Consider the following 21,362-nt stretch of genomic DNA (forward strand, 5'->3'; position numbering starts at 1 on the left):
TCTTTAAAGATTAGATTCAAGTTTACCGTCCCGAAGAATGATATGACGATTACAACGATTCTGCCATACTTCGTCTCCACTGGCAACTATGATAGACCATTGTTGATCTTCAGACATTAGATGATCTACAATACGTTTCTCATCTTCATAATCAATTTGGTGTAAAGGTTCATTCAAAATCAACAATCTTGGATCCCGCAATAAGGTTCTGGCTAAAATGATTTTTTTGGCGATGGTATGAGGTAATTTCATGCCTTCAGGATAAATTAAGGTTTCCAGACCATCGGGTTGTTGGCGTACAAATTCTTTTAGACCAGTTTTATCTAAAACTGAAAAGATCGCAGAATTAGTAATCGTATCATCACCGAAAGTTAGATTGTCGAATAAAGTACCTTCAAATAGTGATTCCTCTGTTAGCGACTGCCCAAGCAAACCATGATAATAGTTGAGATCTATATTCCTCAACGAAATCCCGTTCACGTAAATCTTTCCCTGGGTTGGCTCTACCAGTCCCGCAATGATCCTTAATAATAAAGATTTCCCGGAACCATTTGGACCTTTAAGCAGTATCTTCTCCCCTGCCTTGATCGTTAAATTAATATCCTTGAGAACTTCCTGCCCATCAGGTGTTTTAAAACCAATATTTTTAAGTTCAATTTCCAGGTCTTTATGTTCAGCAAAAGAAGTATCTCCACCCGATCTTTCAAGTTTTTTATCAACTACTTCACCAAGTTTTTCAAGGGAAGTCAGTAAATCGTAAAAATTTTCAAGCCCCATGATCATTTTCTCCACAGAGCTAATAATCAATAGTATGATGATCTCTGCTGCTACAAACTGCCCGATATTCATTTGCTGATTAAGCACCAGGAAACCTCCAATTAAAAGCAAACCGGCAGTGACCAGAGTTTTAAAACCAACCATTTGAATAAACTGAAGCTTAAGTACCTGGAAGTGGCTCTCCCGCTCTTCAAGATATTTTGTTACCAGTGCATCATTCTTATTAATAGCATGTTTAGTCTTCCCGGCTACCTTAAAACTAATTAAGGTTCTGGCTACTTCCTGAATCCAATGAGCGATCTTATACTTCATTTTGGATTCTTTGATACTTGTATGCAAACCTCGTTTAGCTGTGAATCTGAATACCAGATATATAAGAAGCACGAGTAGTATTCCGTAGAAGATAAAGAAAGGGTGGTACAGTGAAAGCAGTATTAATCCGAAAACGATCTGTAAAATTGCGGCTGGAAAGTCCAGTACCAATTTGGCTATTCCCTTCTGTATCGTAATGACATCAAAGAATCTGTTGGCAAGCTCCGGAGGATAAAAGTTCTCAAGCTCAGACATCTTGATCTTCGGAAATCTGTAGGTAAATTCAAAGGAGGCTCTGGTGAATATTTTCTGCTGAATATTCTCCAGAATCCTGATCTGCATTAACTGAAGCACCCCAACGAATGCAACCCCTAGAGTCACCAATATTACCAATATTATCCAGGAAGTCGTAATTCGAGCACCCTGAATTAGGTTAACAATAGCCTGAATTCCCAGCGGTACCGAAAGGTTCACCAATCCGGCAAAAATTGCATAATAAAGGATTTGCAGAAAATCTTTTTTGTCAAGCTTTAGTAAACCAACAAATCGTTGCCAGGCAGTCATTTTTTCTTCAGCCATTGAGTTCAATTTTTAGGGTATTGATCACGAGGTCTTTAAAATAATTGGATACACTTTTCTTTTCTGAACAGTCTGTAATAGACTGAATATGGTCTTTCAAAAAATGCTGATGTAAGGCACCATCCAGAACCATGCTGGAAAGGCTAAGAGAATATTCATAATCTGCAGATACTTCAGAAATCATTTCCGCAATTCTGGTGACCAGTCTCTTATATATGGAAAAATAACCTTCTTTATTATCAGTTTCCACCTCTTTAGTGAGATAAGATTTTGAAGATTCATTAATAATAATATGGTTCAAGGCGACCTCATTAATATGTTGAAACCTGAAATCCTGAACAACAGGATGCGTAATCACTTCGATAGCTTTCAGTAATTTTTCATTCGAGTCTGAAATTCCGTAGGTTGACATAGTCAACTGAAATTCTTTCCAGCCCCAGAACCAGTTAGTAATATATACCAGAAACTTATGCTTATTTTCGAAATATCGATAGATAGAACTTTCGTTTGACTTGATCTTGACACCTAGCTTTTTAAAGGTGAACTTCTCAAAACCTATATCGTCAATGAGAAGAATTCCCTGACCTACGATCTTTTTCCCCAACTCACTGGACTCAGGATCTTTCAGAAATAATTCTGAATTCACTGAAATATTAATATTCTGATATAATTTATCCACTTAAGCTTATTTGAGACAAATCTAATAGTATTACTATTAATATATGATAGTTTATATCTTAATTAACAGTTGTTAAACTCTCATGGATATAAAAAAACCCGGAAAAGTTTCCGGGTTATAAGCTTAAACTTCCTGAACACCGGGTTCCAGCGGTGCTTCAATTAGTTTCTCAGGTGTTATTGGTAACTCTCGCATTCTTTTACCAGTAGCATTGAAAATGGCGTTTGCCAGTGAAGCGGCGACACTGGTAATACCCAGTTCTCCTATTCCTTTAATTCCCATTTTATTCGCGATCTTATCTTCTTCTGGAAGGAAAATGACATCAATGTTCGCCATATCAAGGTTCACCGGAACATGATAATCTGCAAAAGAACGGGTAATAAAATTTCCGAAATTTGGTTCAACATCTGTTTTTTCGGCTATAGCCATTCCAGCACCCATGGTGAGACCACCAATTATTTGTCCGTATGCAGTTTTGGGATTTAGAATTTTCCCAGCAGCACCAACATTTACCATTCTTTCGATCCTCCACATTCCGGTATCTTTATCTACCCATACTTCAGCGAAGTTGGCACCAAAAGAGAATACAGAATGTTTTTCAAATTCCGTAGAAGGCTCGGCCATTCCGGTCATTTCAAATTTAGTGATCTGGTTCTGCTTTAAAAGTTCAGTTAGGGCAACTTCCTGATCTTTAGGAATACTTCTATTGTCTTTTAGTTTCATGACTGCATTTTCGCAGGCAGCTCTTGCTCCATTACAATAAGATGCAGCACCCCACGATCCTCCAGACCCGGGAGTTACCGGGAAGTTGGAATCTCCAAGTTCTACTTTAACCTGTTCTACTGGAATCCCTAGATATTCCGCAGCAGTTTGAGCCACGATCGTATAAGTGCCTGTACCAATATCAGTCGCATCCATTTGAATAGTTGCTTCTACCTTATCTTCAACAAGTTCCAGAAGTACTTTTGCGTGAGTTTTACGATAAGGTGAATTTCTGGAAGCCGCACTAACACCATAGCCTACAAGCCAGTTTCCTTTTACATTAGTTCGAGGTTGATCCTTACGATCTTTCCACCCAAATTTTTCAGCGCCAATGCGCAAACATTCTACCAGTAATCGGGAGGAGAAAGGTTGATTCTTATGAAGATCTGTTTGAGTATCATTCTTGATCCTGAATTCTAAAGGATCCATCTTTAACTTCCAGGCCATTTCATCCATTGCAGATTCCAGTGCAAAACTTCCAGTTGCTTCTCCCGGAGCTCTCATGGCAAACGGTGTTTGCAGGTTCATAGGCATCAGTCGCTCGGTCACCTTGGCATTCGGACTGTTATATAGCATTTTTGAAACCATTCCGCAGGGTTCCTGGTAAACAAGATTAGGTGAAGTATGCGACAGGGTATCATGAGATAAGGCTGTCATGGTTCCATCCTTTTTAGCACCAATCTTCATCGTTTGCTCATTCTTCTGTCTAAGCCCTGTATTGGTGAACATCTGGGTTCTGGTCACTGTTACCTGCACCGGTCTGCCTACTTTTCTAGCCGCCATAACCGCCAGGGTTACATGTCGCTCTACATTAAGTTTGGAACCAAATCCTCCACCAACATAGGCTGCGATCACTCTTACATCCTTCTGCGGAATCTGGAAAGTATCTGAAATAGCAATAGTAGCATCTTCCACCATTTGCTGACTGGCATAAGCAGTTACCTTACCATTATTCCATTCGGCAATCACTGCATGAAGTTCCATGGGATGATGATGTTCGATAGGAGTTATATAAGTCTGCTCCACAACCTCATCTGCTTCAGCAAGCCCTTTATCCATATCACCACGAGAATAATCTGAATCCTCACTCGGAAAAAATGCGTTTCCTCGTTCTTTATCAAAATGTATCGCAGGATCACTTGCCTTACTGTATTCGAATTTAACCAGTCTTGCAGCGTATTGAGCCTGCTCAAAAGTTTCAGCAACAACAACACCTACATACTCTCCATAGTAATGGACTTTATTGCTTTGAAGTACCGGTGCAATAGTATCTGTAGCGATCTGATAGCGATCTTTCTTGAAATCGTTAAGCTTTTCAGCGTTCTTGTGGGTAATTACCGCCAGTACGCCGGCAGCATTTTCAGCTTCAGTAGTGTCTACAGACACAATAGTTCCTTTTGCAATGGTGCTATTAATACCCTGTGCGTAAACTTTATTCTCTATAGGAAATTCTGAAGCATAGGTAGCTTTCCCTGTAACCTTTAAATGTCCTTCTACCCGGTCTATTGCTGCACCAACTCCAGTTTTGTTCATTGTCTTCATCTTATAAATTTTTGAAATTGGTTATGCTGTTCGATTTGTAGCCTGCTCCAGTGCCCGCACTATAGCTTTCTTACCCATCTCGACCTTATATTTATTCTTCTCAAATGGTTTAGCGTCTTTTAAAGCAAGTTCAGCGGCCTTCTCGAAATTTTCTGTATTCGCTTTTTTACCCTTTAGAAAATCTTCAGCTTTTGAAAGTTTCCAGGGTTTGTGAGCAACTCCACCCATGGCCAGACCAACTTTGGAAATCATCCCATTTTGAATGGATAATCCAGCTGCCACTGAAATAAGCGCAAAAGCATAACTGGAACGCTCTCTAATCTTCAGGTAATAGTAATTATCTGAAAATTCTGGAGATGATAAATGTATCTCAGTTATCAATTCTCCTTCTTCGAGGGTAGTATCTTTTTCAGGTCTATCGCCGGGCAACCTATGGAACTCGTTAAATGGAATTTTGCGACTGGAACCGTCTGTCTTTTGAACTTCAACTTCTGCTCCCATAGCGGCAAGGGCTACGCACATATCTGAAGGATGTGTAGCGATACATTCCTTGCTATAACCAAAAATTGCATGTACTGCATTCATTCCATCAATTGCGCCACAACCAGAACCTGGTTCCCTTTTATTGCAGGGCATTGAAGTCTCGAAGAAATAGGGACATCTGGTTCTCTGTAGTAAGTTACCTCCATTGGTAGCCATATTCCTGATCTGTGCAGTAGCAGCAGATAGCATCGCCATGGACAGTAATGGATAGTTCTGACGGATATCCGGATGATTCGCAGTATCAGAGTTATTTAGCATCGCTCCAAGACTCCAACCTCCAGATTGATTCTTTTCAATTTTATTGAACTCAAGATTATTTACATCCACTAATTGATCGGGACGTTCTACATCTTCTTTCATTAGATCCACCAGATTAGTTCCTCCGGCCAGGTAATGTGTCGTTGCAGTAGTTTCCTGCAAAGCTTCCTGTGTATTTTTGGCATTCGTATAAGTGAATGGTCTCATATCTGGTTGGTATTAAGCGTTCTTTGCATTTTCCATTTGTTCCTGGGTAGCAAATTCCCAGGTTGGCATTTCACTATCTCCGGAATGAACCTCCTTAAAGGCCTGTACAATATTATTATAAGCACCACAACGGCAAATATTTCCAGACATACGCTCTCTAATTTCTGCTTCGGAAAGTTTCAGGTCTTTATTGATAGTTTTCAGATCTTCAGTTAAATAACTGGCTTCCCCATTCTTAGCTTCTTCCAGTAATGCTACAGAAGAACAAACCTGTCCAGGAGTACAATATCCGCATTGGTAGCCGTCATGTTTCACAAAAGCTTCCTGCATAGAATGAAGTTTTCCACCGCTGGCAAGACCTTCTACTGTGGTGATCTCTTTTTCGTCGCAGGTTGCTGCAAGAGTTAAACAGGATAGTTTTCTTTTACCATCGATCATTACTGTACATGCACCACATTGCCCATGGTCACAACCTTTTTTCGTACCGGTAAGAGCAAGCCGCTCCCTGAGTGCATCGAGCAGACTCATTCTAGAATCGATATTTAGTGGTTTGCTCATATCATTCACTCGCAAATTCACTTTTACTTCATTTAATAAAACCCGTGCTTCTTCCGGAAGGTCTTCCATAGTGCTAGCAAACAAATCATTAGTAAAATATGAAGTTGCCCAGAGACTCATACTTGCCACTGAGACCTGCTTTAAAAAGGTTCTCCTTGAAGAGCCTTTCAGCCCCATTTCATCAAAAACCTTCTTTTCATCATCGGTGAAGTCATCTGCCTCAACTTTGGCATTCCACTTATCTAAATCTTTCATTTAATTATTTTTTGGAGGTAAGTCTACCCTTTAAAATTACAGAAATAAGACTTGGGAAATGTTACTGAACTGTTAACAGCGAGCGTTAACGAACCAATCGCCACTCTTTTTAACCAAAGTTTATTATTAAATAGAAAATATCAGATGCTTAGATCAAGTCCGAACTTGAAGATAAGTCGCAGTCCAACATAAAATACCAGGACAGCAGTTAATATTCCAAGTAGCCTCAAATTGAATTTTTTACTGCTTAGATAAGAACCAATTAATCCCCCTAAAACTACAGCTATGATTAATTTCAAAAGCAGATCTGTATCAAGTTTAAAAGTATCAGCCATATGTAGTCCCACTAATCCAGCGATACTATTCACGAGTATAAATACTGAAGCCAGGGAGGCGATGACCCGTGCATCTTTCCACCGCATTAGATTAAGAACAGGTGAAAGAAATATTCCTCCTCCAATACCAGAAATACCTGACAACAACCCAATGCCTCCACCCAGAATAGCCTTTTTAAGATTGGTGAATTCCGTAGATATTTGAGCAGATTTCCAAAATCGGAGACACATAAAAATGCCTGCCAGTAAAAGTGCAAACCCAAGAATTATAAAGAAAGTTTCCTGTGATAGTTTCACCTGTGCACCCAGATAGGCAAGTGGAATACTTAAAACGAAAAATGGCCAGAGAATTCGAGGTTTCAATACTCCATTCCTTGCAAAGACTAAAGTGCTGATAGATACCACGCAGATATTCAGTATTAAAGCGGTAGAACGAATCTCATAGAAATCGGTCATGACGAGGCTTAGTATGGCCAGGTAACTGGAACCTCCGCCAAACCCTACCGAACTATAGAATAGCGCGATTAAGAAAAATAACAATGGCAGGTATTCCAGAGGCATCTTAGGAGATCAAAAATGTTTTAATTAATGATCCTTTCCCAATTTTTTCATTAGCTTCAACAAATGCCAGGGCATTACCTTTTGCCATTGAACCTATCATTGAAGATCCCTGGGCATTTAGAATTTCTACCAGATTATTGTCAATATTAGCTTTCAGAAAGACTGGACGGTCTCCCCTGTTGTGAAAATCGCTGAAAATTGGCAAATTGAGTTCTAGCAAGCCTTTACCTGGAAGTCCGCTAAGTTTTTGTAAAAGCGGTAACAAATAAATATAAAAGCAACTAAGAGAAGATGCTGGATTTCCGGGCAACGCAAAGACAAATTGGTTTCCTTTCTTTCCAAAATATAAAGGTTTTCCAGGTTTTTGCTTTACCTTATAGAATAGCTCTACTACCCCGTTTTCTTCCAGCGCCTGCTTTACAAAATCGTAATCTCCCACTGAAATTCCTCCTGAAAGAATGAGTACCTCCGTATTTTCTAAAGCTTCCGAAATTCCAGTTTTGATCAATTCAAAATCATCATTGATCTTCCTGCTTGCTGAACTGGAAAATCCTTTGCTTTTCAATGCCGCTTCTATAGCACCACTGTTGGATTCGTAGATCTGCCCGGCATGCAATGATTCTCCGGGAGCGACTAGTTCATTCCCGGTGGTGATCATTTGAATGACGGGTTTCTTAAATACTTTTATTTTTCTGAGCCCAAGATTACCTAGCATTCCAATTCCGGCAGCAGTAATTTGGTACGACTTGCTAAATACCAGTTCACCTTTCTTTAATTCTTCACCTTTCTTTCGGATACACTGGCCTTCTTTTGGTAATTCATCAAGAATAAGTAAGTTCTGTTTTACTTCAGTTTTTTCCTGCATGATCACTGCAGAAGAACCTTCCGGAATTTTTGCACCGGTAAAGATTCGAACTGCTTCACCGTTCTTAAGTATGAACTCTTTCGAATCACCTGCAGCAACTTCACCAACGATCTTATATTCCTGCTGAAGACCACCCAAAGCATAACCATCCATAGCCGAATTATCGAAACCCGGCAAATCAATGTCTGCTTTTAGATCTTCAGCCAAAACTCTGTCAAGTGAATCTTTAAGACCTACTACTTCAGAACCTAGTTGAACATCCTGTGATCTAATAATTTCTAATGCTTCCTGAATTTCTACCATTATCCTCCTATTGAGATCATAGACCGATTTTGTTCATAATGCTCTGCATCCATCTTCACATCCATACCATCCCGGCTATGTTTCTTGGATTTAATAGCGTTTAAAATAATCGGACTTAATTCTTCACCTGCCCGCATAGGACTGAGTAGATCGGTTTCAGAATTGGCAAACAGGCAGTTTTTCATTTTTCCATCGGCAGTAACTCTAATCCGGTTACATTCGCTGCAAAAAGGATTGGTGATCGTGCTAACAATGGCAAAGCTTCCAGTATGACCAGCCACTTTAAAATTCGTACTTGTACTATGCTTAGGGTTTTCGAGTACTTCGATCTTTCCAAATTTTTTCTCAACCGTATCCAGTATTTCCTGTTTACTCACTCCCTTGCTCCAGTCCCATTCATTCCCTTTAAATGGCATGAATTCTATGAATTTCACAACCAGATTCTTATGCTTTGTAAGTGCAATAAAATCCTTGATCTCGGCATCGTTTACGCCTTTTATCAGCACGATATTAAGCTTGATATGCATACCCATTTCAAGCGCCTTCTCCAGGTTCTGCATAATACGGTCGTAAAAGTCTCGCTTGGTAATAAAAATCGACCTTGCCTTATCTAGGGTATCAAGGCTGAAATTGATCTTTTTTAAACCTATTTTCTGAAAGAGATCCAGGTATTTATCCAGTACAATACCATTAGTAGTGATCTTCAAGGTCACTCCCAATTTGGAAAGTTCCTCCACGAGATGCCCAAAATTCTTCCGAACCAAAGGTTCTCCACCCGTAAGCCGAATGGTATCTACTCCAAGGTCTCTAAAGCTGGTCGCCAGACTAATAATCTCTTCCAGGGTCATAATACTGGGTTTATCCATTAGCTGAATTCCATCTTCTGGCATACAATAAAAGCACCTCAAATTACAGCGATCTGTAAGTGAGATCCTCAAGTAGGTATGTGGCCTCCCAAAATTATCTACGATCTGCTTTCTTTCTTCAATCATGTCTCTTTCCTTCTAAAACTTTGAACGCATGCAAAACATGCGGAAATATGGCGTCCATGCATTCTGCAGCGCCTTTGGTGGAACCTGGAAACGCAAGTACAAGCTTTCCGTTCATTACACCTGCTACAGATCTTGACAGCATAGCAAAAGGCATACGTTGTTGTCCATAACTTCTAATCTGTTCTTCTACACCGGGTAGATTTTTGTCCAGCATCTTGCAAATTATCTCGGGAGTATTATCCCGATCGCTTACCCCAGTTCCACCTGTGAAAATTACCAGGTTTCCTTCGGCGTTTTCCAAAGCTGTTTTAATTTCTGAAGGTTCATCTGCAATGATGGATTTTGTGCCAGGAATGTTCAAATCCTTCAGTTTGGAAAGGATCACTTCTCCAGCCTTATCCTCGCCGTTTCCTTTCGAAATAGTATCGGAACATACAATCACACTGGCCGTAATCCCTTCAGAATTGATCTTAAAGGAGGATTTACCGCCTTTCTTTTGCTGCAATTTTATACTGCCAATTTCCACCTTTTTATCGATGGGTTTCAGCATATCGTATAAGGTCAGCGCTACAATACTGGCGCCATGCATAGCTTCGACCTCAACACCGGTTTTGTAGATCGTTTTCACCTCTACCGAAATATGGATCTCAAGATCCTTAATCTCATATTGAATACCAGTATATTCGATAGGCAATGGATGACAATCTGGAAGCAGATCAGGAGTTTTCTTCACCCCTAAAAGTCCGGCAGCTTTAGCCATTTCGAAAACATTTCCCTTAGGCACCGTATTATTTCGAATCGCATTGATAGTCTCTTCCGAAGAAGTTTTCACAACCGCCAAGGCTGTTGCTTCTCTCAGGGTATTTATTTTGTGTGTTATGTCTACCATTATTTATTTACTTTCCATTGGTGAGAATCGTCCTCAAAAAGTTCTTTTCCAAAGATGGGTACTTTCGCTTTGATCTCTTCCACGAAAAAATTACATGCCTCTATCGCTATCTTTCGATGAGCCGAAGAAGTGAACACGAACAAACAGATCTCTCCCGTATTTACCCTACCCATACTATGATAAATATGAGCGCAGGTGATATCGAATTTAGAGAACGCTCTTTCCCTTATTTCATGAAAAACCTGTTCCGCCATTTCTTCATAGGCACTATATTCTATGGCCTGAACTATTTTACCATCCACCTCATCTGCCCGAATCTGACCAAGAAAGATACTATGTGCACCAATATTGGTTTTGGACTGATGATTCGCGATGGATTTCGCGATCTTTTCTGGTGGAATTGCTCCTTGTACAAATACCTTCTTAGGTTTTTTCTTATCCATTTATAATTGTTTGAACTCCACCGAAAACATTTTTAAGATTCCCGAAATGGAATTTATTTTCTAATAACTCCTTTGCACGTAGGCTTCTAATTCCAGACTGGCAAAATACCTGTACCTCTTTATCCTTCGGAATTTCTTCCACCCGTTCCTCCAATTGCTGAAGTGGGATTCTAAGTACATTTTTAGATTCGATCAACGGCTCTTCATGCAATTCTCGAACATCCAGGTAAAACTGATCCGTATCTTTTAAAATACAGTTAGTGGCCATACTTTGAATACCTTTTTCCAGTATCATTGTGATTTGATCCGGTCGTTTTTTTATCTCAATAAGTTGATCCTGCTGAAGCATCAAATTCTGAATTTTAAGTTTTCCAGATAATATCGTTCCGGTTCCCAGGATGATTTTCACAGCTTCCATGGCCTGGTACATTCCGAAAATTCCAGGTAACATGCCCAAGGTTCCCGTAATTTCACAACTTATATTTTCCCGCGCTATCTTCGGAAAAAGACATCGATAAGTTGGTCCGCCCTTATAATTGAAAACAGAACACTGACCTTCATGTTTATAGACCGAAGCGTAGATCCAGGCTTTGTCTTCCAGTAAGCAGGCATCGTTGATCAAATACTTAGTTTCAAAATTATCGGTTCCGTCAATGATCAGGTCGTAATTGGCGATTAGTTGGCTGGCATTAGAAATAGTCAATCTTTCATCGTAGATCTCCAGGCAAACTTCTGAATTCAATGCCCGTAATTTTTCGGCAGCAACCTCTACTTTTTTCTTACCAGTATCAGCCTCAGCATATAATGTTTGCCTGTGCAGATTTGTGATAGACACGCTGTCGTGATCAAGCAAGCCAAGTCGGCCTATCCCAGCTCCAGCAAGATAAGTTGCGGCGGGACAGCCAAGACCGCCCATCCCAACGATTAGAATACCGGCATTCCTGAGTTTTTCCTGTCCGGAAATCCCAATATCATCCAAAGCTATTTGCCTGTCGTATCTCATCCTCCTGCGAAAGGAGGTAGAAATGCGATCTCGTCTCCTTCTTTTAAAGTTTTATTTTCATCAAATTGCTGATTCACTGCTACCTGAATTGTTTCAGAATCATTAAATTTATATTCCTCGAATACTATTCTTTTGAGTTCTGCCAATGTATCTGCACTTTCCAATTCTTTATATTCTTCCTGTAGGCCTGCCGTTTCGGCAAGTTTTCCGAAGTATTTAAGTTTAAGCTTCATGTTCTAGTTTTTCTAAAAGTTTTAAATCCTTCTCAGTGTCGATATCAACAATACCTTTTTCGAATGGCACCAATTGATAATTAGTAAGTCCGTTCTTAATCAGGTCTCTTGCACCACGATCACCTTCGATCTTCATAAGGTCAGGGAAGATTTTGCTGGAAAATATTGCTGGGACACCTGGAATTTCCCGGTATTCTGAAAAAGTTGCCAGGCAATTTGCTGTAAAGTGTGTATTTATAAATTTCTTTAAAAACGACTCACTTATAAATGGTTGGTCTGATAATAATACGAGTACATTCTCAATAGCAGGATGCAAATTTTGAATTTCTTCCAGTCCTTTTTTAAGGCTTGTCGACATGCCTTCCTGCCAGTTGCTATTGATTAAAAGTTTATGATTTTTCAGTTCAACCTCATTTAATATTTTTTTCGAATTCGCGCCTAGAACAATTATTCTTTCTGAAAGGTTTAAATTTTCTGAAACATCGATACTATGCTGTAGCAGCGATTTATTCTTGAATTTCACCAATTGTTTTGGCTTTCCCAATCGCTTACTAGAACCTGCAGCGAGAATTAGAACGGCAATATTTGATCTTTTCCTACTCATCTCTAAATACTCAATGCTTCTGAAGTTGTCCTTTCGTGAATTGGCGAGTTTTTATATTTCAAAGATTTAGCGCTGGAAGCGGTTAGTACTGCCTGGATTTCTGCTAAAATGGACAAACCAATCTCGGCTGGCGTTTCAGCTCCCAGTTCCAAGCCTATTGGTGCATGAATTCGATCCTCATCGACATTGGAGATTTGTATCCCTGCGTGATCCAGATCATTCTTCATACGTTCCCATTTTTTAAGCGGACCCAGAATACCTATATAAGGAACTTCTCTTTTATTAAGCAATAATTTAAGGACTGCAAGATCATAATTATAATTATGACTCATAAATGCAAAACAGGTTCTTTCATCAATCTCAATATTCTCTAAAGTTTCTTCCGGCCTGCTCACGATCACCTGGCAACCTGAGGAAAATCGTTGTGTATTCGCATGAGTTGGTCTCCCATCTGCTATAATGATCTTCCACCCCAGAAGTTCTGCCTGGCTAGCCAGGACCATTGCATCATTCCCCGCACCTATCAAAACCAGCTTAACCGGTGGATCATAAAACTGGATATAGTTAATTCTGCTGGTTCCGTTTCGCTCCAACTTCAGAATATTAGATCGCTTATTCTGAATAACTTCTGAAGCTTCATATAACACTTCTTTATCCATTTCAGCTGAAGTGAACATTTTATCTTCAGAATATATCAAAGCAGTGGTTCCAGGTTGGAAACTGGTTACTTCCAAGTCGAATTCCACCAGAATTGAAGCTTTTCTCTCGGTTTTTGTTGCAATTTGAAGCAATTCACAAGCATTATGCTCATTACCGAAATTAATCGCCTCAAATAATACCTTAATAATTCCATTACATCCTAATTGTGCGCCAATTACTGCATCATTCTCATCACTGGTATCATAAGTAACCAATTTATTCTTCTGCTGATGCATAGCGTGTAGAGCTTTTCGAAGTGCATCGCCTTCGAGACATCCACCACTAATAGCCCCGGTGAGATTGCCGAATTCATCTACTAACATTCTCGCACCAGCTCTGCGATAAGAAGAACCTTCCACATGAACCACGGTCGCCAGAACGCAGGATATTTCCTCATTTTTCAGCTTGTTATATTCTGCTACAATTGCTTCCATTTCTCTCATACCAGGCTCGTTTTTCTCATACTATTGATCGCAGTTTGAATATTTTCAAATGCCAGGTTCAGCTCTTGCTGCGTTGTAGTTTTACCCAGACTAACACGATAGGTAGCCAGCGCCAGACTCTTTTTAAATCCCATAGCAGTCAGGACATGCGAAGCTTCGATTATATTGGAAGTGCAGGCTGAACCTCTAGAGATCGCGATCCTGTTCATTCTGCGATAGAATGCATCTCCTTCTACATTGTGAACGCTAAAACTAATGGTATTTGGAAGTCGATCCTGATCTCTGGCATTTATCTGGATATTCTCCAAACCTTGAAGCTGCTCTTCAAAATTATTACGTAGCAATAAAAGTTCTTCTGAAGTTTCCTGCAATTCCTTTTTTGACAATTCCGCAGCAGAACCAAATCCTACTATTGCTGGAACATTCACAGTTCCAGGCCTAATTCCATTTTCCTGATTCCCTCCATACATATACCTGGTTAAGTCGATTCTCGAGGAACTATATAATGCACCTGCTCCTTTAGGTCCGTAAATCTTATGAGACGAAAAAATTGCGAGATCTATTCCCAGAGCTTTTAAATCAACGTCAATTTTACCGACTGCCTGAGTGATATCGCTCATAACCACGCTACCATTCTGGTGCGCCAATTCTGAAATTTTAGTGATATCCTGAATTACGCCAGTTTCATTATTAGCCAGCATCATCACTGCCATACTGGTATCTGGACGCAACAAACTTTGAAAATGTTCCAAATCCACTATTCCGTCACAATTGACCTCTACATAACTAATTTCATACCCATCATTCTCAAGCGCATTCAGTGTTTCCAGAATAGCTTTATGCTCCGTTTTACAACTAATTATATGTTTTCCTTTGTTTCTGTTTTCTTTTGCAAACCCAAGCAAAGCAAGATTAGCAGCTTCCGTAGCTCCTGAAGTAAAAGTGATTTCTGAAGTTTTGGAATTGATCAAATTTGCCACCTGCATTCTTGCCTGTTCCAATGCCTCACTGGCATCCCAACCAAATGCATGATCACTATGAGGATTTGCAAAATTCTGAGTGAAATATGGCAGCATCTTTTCCAGCACCTCTTTGCGAACCGGGGTGGTGGCATTAAAATCAAGATATATTTTCGCGGGTTGTATCAAATGATTTAAGCGTTATGTATTTAATTATATATCGGACTTTAAAACTATGAAACAAGGCTTTAAATTTCTCAGTTTTAGTTTTAATTTAAGATTTCAAGCAGCTGTTTTTCTTCTACTGAGACTTCCTGTAGTTTTTGCTGAAGTTTATTGTAAGCTTCCATTACTGCTTTTGCATACATAGTAACCTCAGCACCACCACCGGTCTTTCCACCCTTTCTTAATATTACCAAAGGTTCTTCGGAATGCTTATTTAACTGCTGAACAATATCCCATGCTTTGCGATATGATAACTGCATTTTTTCTGCTGCTTTGGACAAACTACCTTCAGCTTTGATATTCTGAAGTAATTCATGTGGACCGGGACCATAGAATTTATCTCCATTAGTCTCGATCCAGCATTTCACCTTGATACTTTTCATGGACATCAGGTCTTAAGATCGCCCTGCAAACCGGTGATAAACGGTTGCTTATAAAACCTTTTTCCGGTCGCTTTGTAAAGTGCATTCGCCAATGCTCCCTGAACAGGCGGGAAAGGCGGCTCTCCCAAACCTGTTGGATCGATACCGTTCTCTACGAAATGAACATCAATCTTTTTAGGAGCTTCTTTATGTCTTATAAGTCGGTAGCCATCAAAATTGCTTTGTTGCGGAGCACCTTCAGCAAAGGTCATTTCACTGAACAAAGCATGACCAATTCCATCGATCGTACCACCTTCCACCATGTTCTTTGCAGCTTCAGGATTTACCACGATTCCGCAGTCAACCGCACAGGTTACTTTATCGATAAGAGGCTGATTATTCTCAACGGTCATATCGAGGATCTGAGCGACATAAGAATTATGGCAATAATAAGCCGAAACCCCTCTAGCCATCGTTGAATTCGAATTCCAGCCCGATTTATCCCTGGCCAGTTTTAAAACCCCGGCATATCTTTCTGGATCGTAATCGTTGTTTTCACCAACTGGCTTACTTTTCGCCTTTTTCAGCATTTCTAATCTGAATTCTATAGGGTCCTTCCCCATTTCTTCAGCAAGTTCATCGAGGAAAGATTGCTCGGCTCCGGCAATAAAATTCGACCTTGGTGCTCTAAAAGCTCCAACAGAAATATTGGAGTCGACCACCCAGCTTTCTGCCAGGTAATTATCAATAGCTCCTGCCGGAAATCTATTGGCGAAAAGCGGACTTTCAGGAATACCTCCCGCATTCACGTGGAAAGCAGTTAGTTGATTATTAGCATCCAACGCAGCCTTATAAGTTACATGATAAGCCGGCCGGTAAACACCATTGGTCATGTCATCTTCACGTGTATACACGAGTTTGATAGGTGCACCCACCTTTTCTGAAATCACCGCTGCTTCGACCAGAAAATGACCGTAAAGTCTTCTTCCAAAGCCTCCGCCCATTCGCGTCATCTGAATATCAATATTCTCAAGATCCAACCCAAGGCGCTTCTGTACGCTTTTTTCAGCATATTCAGGAGTTTGTATAGGACCAATTAACTCGGCTTTCCCATTGGAAACATTCGCAAAAAAATTCATTGGTTCCATACAATTATGCGCCAGGAACGGGCAGGTATATGACCTCTCGATCACTCTCGCTGCATTCTTAAATGCTTTTTCAGGATCTCCATCTTTTCTTACAACTTCAGCATTTTTACTACCTGCTTCTGCCATTAATGAGTTGTGTATATCGCTGCTTTCGAGTCCGCTTGCATCCTGCATTCCAGCCGACTTCTCCAGGATTTCGATTTCTTTGGTAAGTTCAGGGTTAAGATCCCATTCGACATCCAGTTCTTTTCTTGCTTGCATCACCTGCCAGGTGGTTTCTCCAACGATAACCACAAGTTTAGAGAACGATCCAACATCACTCCATTCCTTCTCCATATCTTCAGGATAAGTATCGATGGTGAAAATATCAGTAATACCAGGTAGGCCTTTAGCCTTTTCAGCATTCATATTTTTAAATTCCATTCCAAAGGCAGGTGGCTGCATCACCATTGCGATAAGCAGTCCATCTCTTTGGGTATCCAGTCCATATAAAGGTTGCCCAGTTACGATCTTCCTGGCATCCACGTTTTTTCTGGATGTACCAATGATCTTGAAATCTGTATTCTCCTTCAAGCTTACTTCCTCTGGAACTTCAATCGAGGCAGCCGATTTTGCGATGTCTCCAAATCCAATTTTCTGTCCGGATTTGGCATGTTCGATCATTCCATCGTTTACCGTAATTTCCTCCTGAGGTACTTCCCACTGTTTTGCAGCCGCTGCAACCAGCATATATCTTGCAGTGGCACCAGCTGTTCTTAAAGATTGCCAGCCCTGTCTAATAGATTGACTTCCACCAGCAAGTTGCCTGGTGAAAATTTCAGTATTTAGCGGAGCTTGCTCTACAATTACATTATTCCAGTCGACATCGAGTTCCTCTGCCACGATCATAGGCATGGAAGTCTTTACATTCTGCCCTATTTCAGGGTTTGGTGAATAAATGGTAACGATTCCATTGTCCCCAATTTTAAGATAGCCATTCAATTCGAACCATTCATCTGGCATTTGCATCGCCAGTTCTTCACTACCTTCTTCCGCCGGACCTTTACAAGCCATCCAGTTAAAGCCAATTATTAGTCCGCCACTAGCGATAGAAACACTCTTTATAAAGGATCTACGTCCAAATGTTGTTTTTACTTTACTCATCTTGATCTTCTTTGACTATAATTAAACTTCCTGAGAATTGGATGCGGTTTTAATGGCTGCTTTGATCCGGGTATAGGTTCCACATCTACAAATATTACCATTCATAGCATTCTCTATCTCAGAATCTGTAGGATTTGGATTCCGGTTCAGCAGTGCAGTTGCAGACATGATCTGCCCAGCCTGGCAGTATCCACACTGCGGAACATCATGTTCTAACCAAGCCTTCTGCACTGGATGGTCTCCGTTTTCAGATAGACCTTCAATAGTAGTGATCTTATTCCCTGCTGCCGAAGATATTGGTAACTGGCACGATCTTATCGCATTGCCATTAAAATGTACAGTGCAGGCGCCACATTGAGCGATTCCGCAGCCAAACTTGGTACCTACAAGATTTAAGTGATCTCTCAAAACCCATAATAATGGTGTGTTAGGATCTATATCAAAAGAATGTTCCTTATCATTAATGCTAAGAGTAATTACCGCCATATCTTAAATTTTCCTAAAAACTACGCAATTTTTCAAAGCGAAACCAGTATTCAGAACTTTTAGCTGGCTAATTCCTTATAATGTCTAACAAGATTTTAACCAGTCTTATTGATTTAGATCAACTTAAAACGCCAGTCACATACTTAAATTTGTCCTAATTAATTCTCTGAGTGAACATTAAGTTGGAACTTGAGAATAAACCAAAAAAATATTATTATGAAAGTTTTATTTGTACTTACATCACACGATGAATTAGGAGATACTGGAAACAAGACTGGTTTCTGGATCGAAGAATTCGCTAATCCATATTATAGCCTATTAGACAAAGGTGTTGAAATCACCGTTGCAACGCCTGAAGGTGGAAAGGCACCTATTGATCCTACCAGTGATTCTGAAGATAATCAAACGGAAGACACCAGACGATTCAAAGACGATGAAGCTGCTCAGAAAGTGATCAATAATACACACAAGCTTTCTGATGTTAAGGAAGAAGATTTTGATGGAATATTTTATCCTGGAGGTCATGGACCACTTTGGGATCTGTCTAATGATGAAAAATCTATTAAGCTTATTGAAAGCTTTAACGAAGCCGGAAAACCAATTGCATTTGTATGCCATGCACCTGCAGCTTTGAAAAATGTAAAAGCGAAGGACGGAAACGCTCTTGTAAAAGGTAAAAAAGTAACCGGGTTCACAAACTCCGAAGAAGAAGCGGTTCAATTAACCGATGTTGTGCCTTTCTTAGTAGAAGATATGCTTAAGGAAAATGGAGGAATCTATTCTAAGGAAGCTGATTGGAATGAATATGCTGTAACAGACGGTAATTTAATCACAGGACAAAATCCGCAATCTTCTGGAGCAGTTGCTTCCAGGTTATATGAGATGTTGAAATAAGAATTTAATTCTACAGAAAAAAAGCCTCTGAAAAATCAGAGGCTTTTTTTTATTTCTTTTTTGGAGGTAAGTCGAAAGCTATTGCTTCGTGCTCAAAATGATTTCTATGAGCACCATCGCAAAATGGCTTATTCTTCGATAATCCACATCTACATACTGAAACCAGGTCTCTTCCACCCAGGTCATATACATTTCCATTTTTATCTACGATTTCAAAATCTCCTTCTACTTTTAGAGATCCGTTACTGTTGACTGTTAGTTTTGTTTTCGCCATAATTTCTTTTGGTTGAAGTACGAAGATACTTCAAAGCAGGTTTAGACTCTTTCTATTTTAGGTGCTTGTTTGATTAACGCCACAAAAAGAAAAAAGCTTCTGGAAAGAAGCTTTTTTCGAAAGTGAACATTATCGAAACAGATCTATAAGCATCATTAGATTAAAAAAAAGCAAAAGTTTAAATTCATTTTAAAATGATAGAATAGAATGTGGCCAGAACTTTTACACAATTCAAAATCAAATAATTAATAGATCTGGCTAAAAATAGTGATTAATTTATATTTTTTAAAAATGAACATTTGTTAAAATTATAAATTTAGTTATCAAAATCACAAAACTGAAGAATTCCTGTAGATAATGAAAGTTTTGGGTACTGTTTCAGACCTTTGTACCAATGAAATACTTATCTAAATTCATTTTCCTGTTATTCCACACGCTCTTTATTGGAATCGCAGTCTTTGAGAGTCAGGGCCAGATTTCTCAGCTTATACCGCTTGTGATTATCACTTCGTTACTTCTTTATTTTTACTTCCATAATTTTTCGAGGAGAAACGAACTGGTAGAAAAGGATATACACATAACAACGATCATATTTGCAATTTTAGGTGGACTTGTAACTTTTCTTCTGCAGGATCAATTTGAACTTTCAGCGGTACTCTCTGCCGGAATTGTTGGACTTTTTGGCGGAATTCTACCGAAGTTTATAGATAGACCTTTAACTAAGATCGCTCCTCCAGCAATTTACTGCGGTGCTTTTGTAGGAATGACTCCTCCGGTATTGGCAGGCAATTATCTATTTATATTACTAGCCTCTTTTTTTGCTGGAAATATACTCATTGTTACACGTGAGAATTTTAACGGTTATGCAGGGAAACTTGGTAGTATTGCATTTGCCGGAGTAAGCCTGGTAAGCCTTTTAACTTACATGCTATTATGATGAATCTACTACTGATATTAGGTTGTAGTGTACTTTCAGGTCAGCTCACTTATACCTTAAACAATAGTTTAAATCTGGGTGCTGTCATCGCTTCTTCTCTCGTGAGCATTTCAGGGGGATTATTAATCTATACGCCAATCTCTGAAGTTCTGCGGGAGACCTTACCCCTGGTTATTATGGGTGCAAGTTTTGTTGGTATGGCTTCGGAAGAGATCGCGACCAGGAATCGCATTATTATCTTATCATCTATTTTCTTCGGAATACTATTTTATTGTACCGGAGTATTCTTTGAAGGTTTTGGTGGAAGTTTAGGAACTACTGCTGCGATCGCATTTTTTGCTAGCCTTGGGTTTCAGCAATTAGTTTTTAAGAAGGGGTTCTAAAGTTTCCCAGATATTTTCTACTAAAATTGGCTGAGCTTCAGCAGTTGGATGAATACCATCCTGTTGATTGAGATCCGGATCACCTGCTACACCTTCCAGTATAAATGGAATTAAATAGATGTTCTCTTTTTCAGCTAGTTCTGGAAATAGGTCTCTGAATTCTGTGGTATAATCTTCCCCAAGATTTGGTGGGATCTGCATTCCGGCAAGAATGATCTTAGTTTCTGAATTTTTCTCCTGAACATAATCCACGATCCTATTAAGATTGGACCTGGTTTCAGCTAAAGGAACACCACGTAATCCATCATTCGCACCTAGCTCCAGAACAAAGATCTCTACATTTTGTTTTAGCACCCAATCGATCCGATTAAGTCCTCCGGCGGTAGTCTCTCCACTAAGCCCTGCATTAATTACTGTGTAATCATACCCAAGAGAATCCAGTCGCTGCTGAATTAGATTCGGGAAAGCTTCTTCTGTTTCAAGCCCATAGCCTGCAGTAATACTATCCCCAAAAAACAGGATCGTTTTAGAATTCTCTTCTTCTGAATTATTCTCAGCTTCTTCAGTAGCAGATTTCTCTTCAGTTGCAACCGATTTTTTTTCATTTCCACAGGAAAGATTCAGCAGTAAAACAAAACTAAGCGCAAAGATTTGAAAGCTTCGAAAGATAGGTGCAGTATTCATAAAATCATTTCTTATTTTGTTGGCC

23 protein-coding genes are annotated in these 21,362 nt (G+C 39.6%); 3 read left to right on the plus strand and 20 right to left on the minus strand.

From position 1 onward, the window contains the following. Nucleotides 1–3: 3 nt before the first annotated feature. The 18 genes from ACNI3T_RS01075 to ACNI3T_RS01160 all read right to left on the minus strand — a co-directional run bounded on the left by ACNI3T_RS01075 (nt 4) and on the right by ACNI3T_RS01160 (nt 18,165). The gene (locus tag ACNI3T_RS01075) at nt 4–1,668 is read right to left on the minus strand and encodes a peptidase domain-containing ABC transporter (protein WP_322302520.1); all 1,665 of its coding nucleotides are present in this window, start codon (nt 1,666–1,668) and stop codon (nt 4–6) included. Then, on the minus strand, nt 1,661–2,347 hold the full coding sequence (locus tag ACNI3T_RS01080; RefSeq protein WP_418226246.1) for a TetR/AcrR family transcriptional regulator: 687 nt from the start codon (nt 2,345–2,347) through the stop codon (nt 1,661–1,663). Before ACNI3T_RS01080 ends, ACNI3T_RS01075 begins: the two co-directional genes overlap by 8 nt. A 123-nt stretch (nt 2,348–2,470) precedes the next feature. After that, on the minus strand, nt 2,471–4,651 hold the full coding sequence (locus tag ACNI3T_RS01085) for a xanthine dehydrogenase family protein molybdopterin-binding subunit (protein WP_418226247.1): 2,181 nt from the start codon (nt 4,649–4,651) through the stop codon (nt 2,471–2,473). 21 nt (nt 4,652–4,672) lie between these two features. Beyond that, nucleotides 4,673–5,659: an FAD binding domain-containing protein gene (locus tag ACNI3T_RS01090; protein WP_418226248.1), complete on the minus strand. Its 987-nt coding sequence runs from the start codon at nt 5,657–5,659 to the stop codon at nt 4,673–4,675. A gap of 12 nt (nt 5,660–5,671) precedes the next feature. Then, nucleotides 5,672–6,472 (minus strand): 2Fe-2S iron-sulfur cluster-binding protein, encoded by an 801-nt coding sequence (locus ACNI3T_RS01095; RefSeq protein ID WP_418226249.1) that lies wholly within the window; start codon nt 6,470–6,472, stop codon nt 5,672–5,674. Between the two features lie 140 nt (nt 6,473–6,612). Continuing rightward, on the minus strand, nt 6,613–7,368 hold the full coding sequence (locus ACNI3T_RS01100; RefSeq protein ID WP_418226250.1) for a TSUP family transporter: 756 nt from the start codon (nt 7,366–7,368) through the stop codon (nt 6,613–6,615). Between the two features lies 1 nt (nt 7,369). Beyond that, nucleotides 7,370–8,536 carry a molybdopterin molybdotransferase MoeA gene (locus ACNI3T_RS01105; RefSeq protein ID WP_418226251.1) on the minus strand — a complete coding sequence of 389 codons (1,167 nt, stop codon included), beginning with the start codon at nt 8,534–8,536 and terminating at the stop codon, nt 7,370–7,372. After that, nucleotides 8,536–9,528: a GTP 3',8-cyclase MoaA gene (gene moaA, locus ACNI3T_RS01110; protein ID WP_418226252.1), complete on the minus strand. Its 993-nt coding sequence runs from the start codon at nt 9,526–9,528 to the stop codon at nt 8,536–8,538. The genes ACNI3T_RS01105 and moaA overlap by 1 nt, the downstream gene beginning before the upstream one ends. Further along, the gene (moaCB, locus tag ACNI3T_RS01115) at nt 9,521–10,417 is read right to left on the minus strand and encodes a bifunctional molybdenum cofactor biosynthesis protein MoaC/MoaB (RefSeq protein ID WP_418226253.1); all 897 of its coding nucleotides are present in this window, start codon (nt 10,415–10,417) and stop codon (nt 9,521–9,523) included. Before moaCB ends, moaA begins: the two co-directional genes overlap by 8 nt. Continuing rightward, nucleotides 10,417–10,860: a molybdenum cofactor biosynthesis protein MoaE gene (locus ACNI3T_RS01120; protein ID WP_418226254.1), complete on the minus strand. Its 444-nt coding sequence runs from the start codon at nt 10,858–10,860 to the stop codon at nt 10,417–10,419. The genes moaCB and ACNI3T_RS01120 overlap by 1 nt, the downstream gene beginning before the upstream one ends. Then, nucleotides 10,853–11,863 (minus strand): ThiF family adenylyltransferase, encoded by a 1,011-nt coding sequence (locus ACNI3T_RS01125; protein WP_418226255.1) that lies wholly within the window; start codon nt 11,861–11,863, stop codon nt 10,853–10,855. The genes ACNI3T_RS01120 and ACNI3T_RS01125 overlap by 8 nt, the downstream gene beginning before the upstream one ends. Next, complete coding sequence (locus ACNI3T_RS01130; RefSeq protein ID WP_418226256.1) at nt 11,860–12,096, minus strand: MoaD/ThiS family protein; 237 nt, start codon at nt 12,094–12,096, stop codon at nt 11,860–11,862. Before ACNI3T_RS01130 ends, ACNI3T_RS01125 begins: the two co-directional genes overlap by 4 nt. Further along, nucleotides 12,086–12,700, minus strand: a complete 615-nt coding sequence (locus tag ACNI3T_RS01135; RefSeq protein WP_418226257.1) for a nucleotidyltransferase family protein — start codon at nt 12,698–12,700, stop codon at nt 12,086–12,088. The genes ACNI3T_RS01130 and ACNI3T_RS01135 overlap by 11 nt, the downstream gene beginning before the upstream one ends. A gap of 2 nt (nt 12,701–12,702) precedes the next feature. After that, complete coding sequence (locus ACNI3T_RS01140; RefSeq protein WP_418226258.1) at nt 12,703–13,842, minus strand: XdhC family protein; 1,140 nt, start codon at nt 13,840–13,842, stop codon at nt 12,703–12,705. Continuing rightward, the gene (locus ACNI3T_RS01145; RefSeq protein WP_418226259.1) at nt 13,839–14,990 is read right to left on the minus strand and encodes a cysteine desulfurase family protein; all 1,152 of its coding nucleotides are present in this window, start codon (nt 14,988–14,990) and stop codon (nt 13,839–13,841) included. The genes ACNI3T_RS01140 and ACNI3T_RS01145 overlap by 4 nt, the downstream gene beginning before the upstream one ends. A gap of 80 nt (nt 14,991–15,070) precedes the next feature. After that, complete coding sequence (locus tag ACNI3T_RS01150; RefSeq protein ID WP_418226260.1) at nt 15,071–15,409, minus strand: winged helix-turn-helix domain-containing protein; 339 nt, start codon at nt 15,407–15,409, stop codon at nt 15,071–15,073. A gap of 5 nt (nt 15,410–15,414) precedes the next feature. Then, entirely contained in the window at nt 15,415–17,679 is a 2,265-nt protein-coding gene (locus tag ACNI3T_RS01155; RefSeq protein ID WP_418226261.1) for a xanthine dehydrogenase family protein molybdopterin-binding subunit, read from the minus strand. A 21-nt stretch (nt 17,680–17,700) separates the two neighbouring features. After that, nucleotides 17,701–18,165 (minus strand): (2Fe-2S)-binding protein, encoded by a 465-nt coding sequence (locus tag ACNI3T_RS01160; protein ID WP_418226262.1) that lies wholly within the window; start codon nt 18,163–18,165, stop codon nt 17,701–17,703. A gap of 216 nt (nt 18,166–18,381) precedes the next feature. Between ACNI3T_RS01160 and ACNI3T_RS01165 the strand changes: the two genes are divergently transcribed. Beyond that, the gene (locus ACNI3T_RS01165; protein ID WP_418226263.1) at nt 18,382–19,059 is read left to right on the plus strand and encodes a type 1 glutamine amidotransferase domain-containing protein; all 678 of its coding nucleotides are present in this window, start codon (nt 18,382–18,384) and stop codon (nt 19,057–19,059) included. A gap of 49 nt (nt 19,060–19,108) precedes the next feature. Here ACNI3T_RS01165 and ACNI3T_RS01170 read toward each other — a convergent pair whose 3' ends face one another. Beyond that, nucleotides 19,109–19,333: a CDGSH iron-sulfur domain-containing protein gene (locus ACNI3T_RS01170; protein WP_322302501.1), complete on the minus strand. Its 225-nt coding sequence runs from the start codon at nt 19,331–19,333 to the stop codon at nt 19,109–19,111. A 394-nt stretch (nt 19,334–19,727) separates the two neighbouring features. Between ACNI3T_RS01170 and ACNI3T_RS01175 the strand changes: the two genes are divergently transcribed. Further along, complete coding sequence (locus ACNI3T_RS01175; protein WP_418226264.1) at nt 19,728–20,270, plus strand: hypothetical protein; 543 nt, start codon at nt 19,728–19,730, stop codon at nt 20,268–20,270. Further along, nucleotides 20,267–20,653, plus strand: a complete 387-nt coding sequence (locus ACNI3T_RS01180) for a hypothetical protein (RefSeq protein WP_418226265.1) — start codon at nt 20,267–20,269, stop codon at nt 20,651–20,653. The genes ACNI3T_RS01175 and ACNI3T_RS01180 overlap by 4 nt, the downstream gene beginning before the upstream one ends. Here ACNI3T_RS01180 and ACNI3T_RS01185 read toward each other — a convergent pair. Beyond that, nucleotides 20,630–21,337: an arylesterase gene (locus tag ACNI3T_RS01185; RefSeq protein ID WP_418226266.1), complete on the minus strand. Its 708-nt coding sequence runs from the start codon at nt 21,335–21,337 to the stop codon at nt 20,630–20,632. The two genes, ACNI3T_RS01180 and ACNI3T_RS01185, sit on opposite strands and share 24 nt — an antisense overlap. Between the last annotated feature and the right edge of the window lie 25 nt (nt 21,338–21,362).

The sequence above is a fragment of the Christiangramia qingdaonensis genome (assembly GCF_048381525.1).
Classification (GTDB): Bacteria; Bacteroidota; Bacteroidia; order Flavobacteriales; family Flavobacteriaceae; genus Christiangramia.

What these genes read in the sequence shown, in the direction of transcription:
- ACNI3T_RS01185 (WP_418226266.1), bottom strand. Translation starts at nt 21,337, where the DNA reads ATGAATACTGCACCTATCTTTCGAAGCTTTCAAATCTTTGCGCTTAGT.
- ACNI3T_RS01135 (WP_418226257.1), bottom strand. Translation starts at nt 12,700, where the DNA reads ATGAGTAGGAAAAGATCAAATATTGCCGTTCTAATTCTCGCTGCAGGT.
- moaCB (WP_418226253.1), bottom strand. Translation starts at nt 10,417, where the DNA reads ATGGTAGACATAACACACAAAATAAATACCCTGAGAGAAGCAACAGCC.
- ACNI3T_RS01155 (WP_418226261.1), bottom strand. Translation starts at nt 17,679, where the DNA reads ATGAGTAAAGTAAAAACAACATTTGGACGTAGATCCTTTATAAAGAGT.
- ACNI3T_RS01100 (WP_418226250.1), bottom strand. Translation starts at nt 7,368, where the DNA reads ATGCCTCTGGAATACCTGCCATTGTTATTTTTCTTAATCGCGCTATTC.
- ACNI3T_RS01105 (WP_418226251.1), bottom strand. Translation starts at nt 8,536, where the DNA reads ATGGTAGAAATTCAGGAAGCATTAGAAATTATTAGATCACAGGATGTT.
- moaA (WP_418226252.1), bottom strand. Translation starts at nt 9,528, where the DNA reads ATGATTGAAGAAAGAAAGCAGATCGTAGATAATTTTGGGAGGCCACAT.
- ACNI3T_RS01125 (WP_418226255.1), bottom strand. Translation starts at nt 11,863, where the DNA reads ATGAGATACGACAGGCAAATAGCTTTGGATGATATTGGGATTTCCGGA.
- ACNI3T_RS01150 (WP_418226260.1), bottom strand. Translation starts at nt 15,409, where the DNA reads ATGAAAAGTATCAAGGTGAAATGCTGGATCGAGACTAATGGAGATAAA.
- ACNI3T_RS01140 (WP_418226258.1), bottom strand. Translation starts at nt 13,842, where the DNA reads ATGAGAGAAATGGAAGCAATTGTAGCAGAATATAACAAGCTGAAAAAT.
- ACNI3T_RS01075 (WP_322302520.1), bottom strand. Translation starts at nt 1,668, where the DNA reads ATGGCTGAAGAAAAAATGACTGCCTGGCAACGATTTGTTGGTTTACTA.
- ACNI3T_RS01090 (WP_418226248.1), bottom strand. Translation starts at nt 5,659, where the DNA reads ATGAGACCATTCACTTATACGAATGCCAAAAATACACAGGAAGCTTTG.
- ACNI3T_RS01095 (WP_418226249.1), bottom strand. Translation starts at nt 6,472, where the DNA reads ATGAAAGATTTAGATAAGTGGAATGCCAAAGTTGAGGCAGATGACTTC.
- ACNI3T_RS01175 (WP_418226264.1), top strand. Translation starts at nt 19,728, where the DNA reads ATGAAATACTTATCTAAATTCATTTTCCTGTTATTCCACACGCTCTTT.
- ACNI3T_RS01120 (WP_418226254.1), bottom strand. Translation starts at nt 10,860, where the DNA reads ATGGATAAGAAAAAACCTAAGAAGGTATTTGTACAAGGAGCAATTCCA.
- ACNI3T_RS01085 (WP_418226247.1), bottom strand. Translation starts at nt 4,651, where the DNA reads ATGAAGACAATGAACAAAACTGGAGTTGGTGCAGCAATAGACCGGGTA.
- ACNI3T_RS01170 (WP_322302501.1), bottom strand. Translation starts at nt 19,333, where the DNA reads ATGGCGAAAACAAAACTAACAGTCAACAGTAACGGATCTCTAAAAGTA.
- ACNI3T_RS01130 (WP_418226256.1), bottom strand. Translation starts at nt 12,096, where the DNA reads ATGAAGCTTAAACTTAAATACTTCGGAAAACTTGCCGAAACGGCAGGC.
- ACNI3T_RS01165 (WP_418226263.1), top strand. Translation starts at nt 18,382, where the DNA reads ATGAAAGTTTTATTTGTACTTACATCACACGATGAATTAGGAGATACT.
- ACNI3T_RS01180 (WP_418226265.1), top strand. Translation starts at nt 20,267, where the DNA reads ATGATGAATCTACTACTGATATTAGGTTGTAGTGTACTTTCAGGTCAG.
- ACNI3T_RS01160 (WP_418226262.1), bottom strand. Translation starts at nt 18,165, where the DNA reads ATGGCGGTAATTACTCTTAGCATTAATGATAAGGAACATTCTTTTGAT.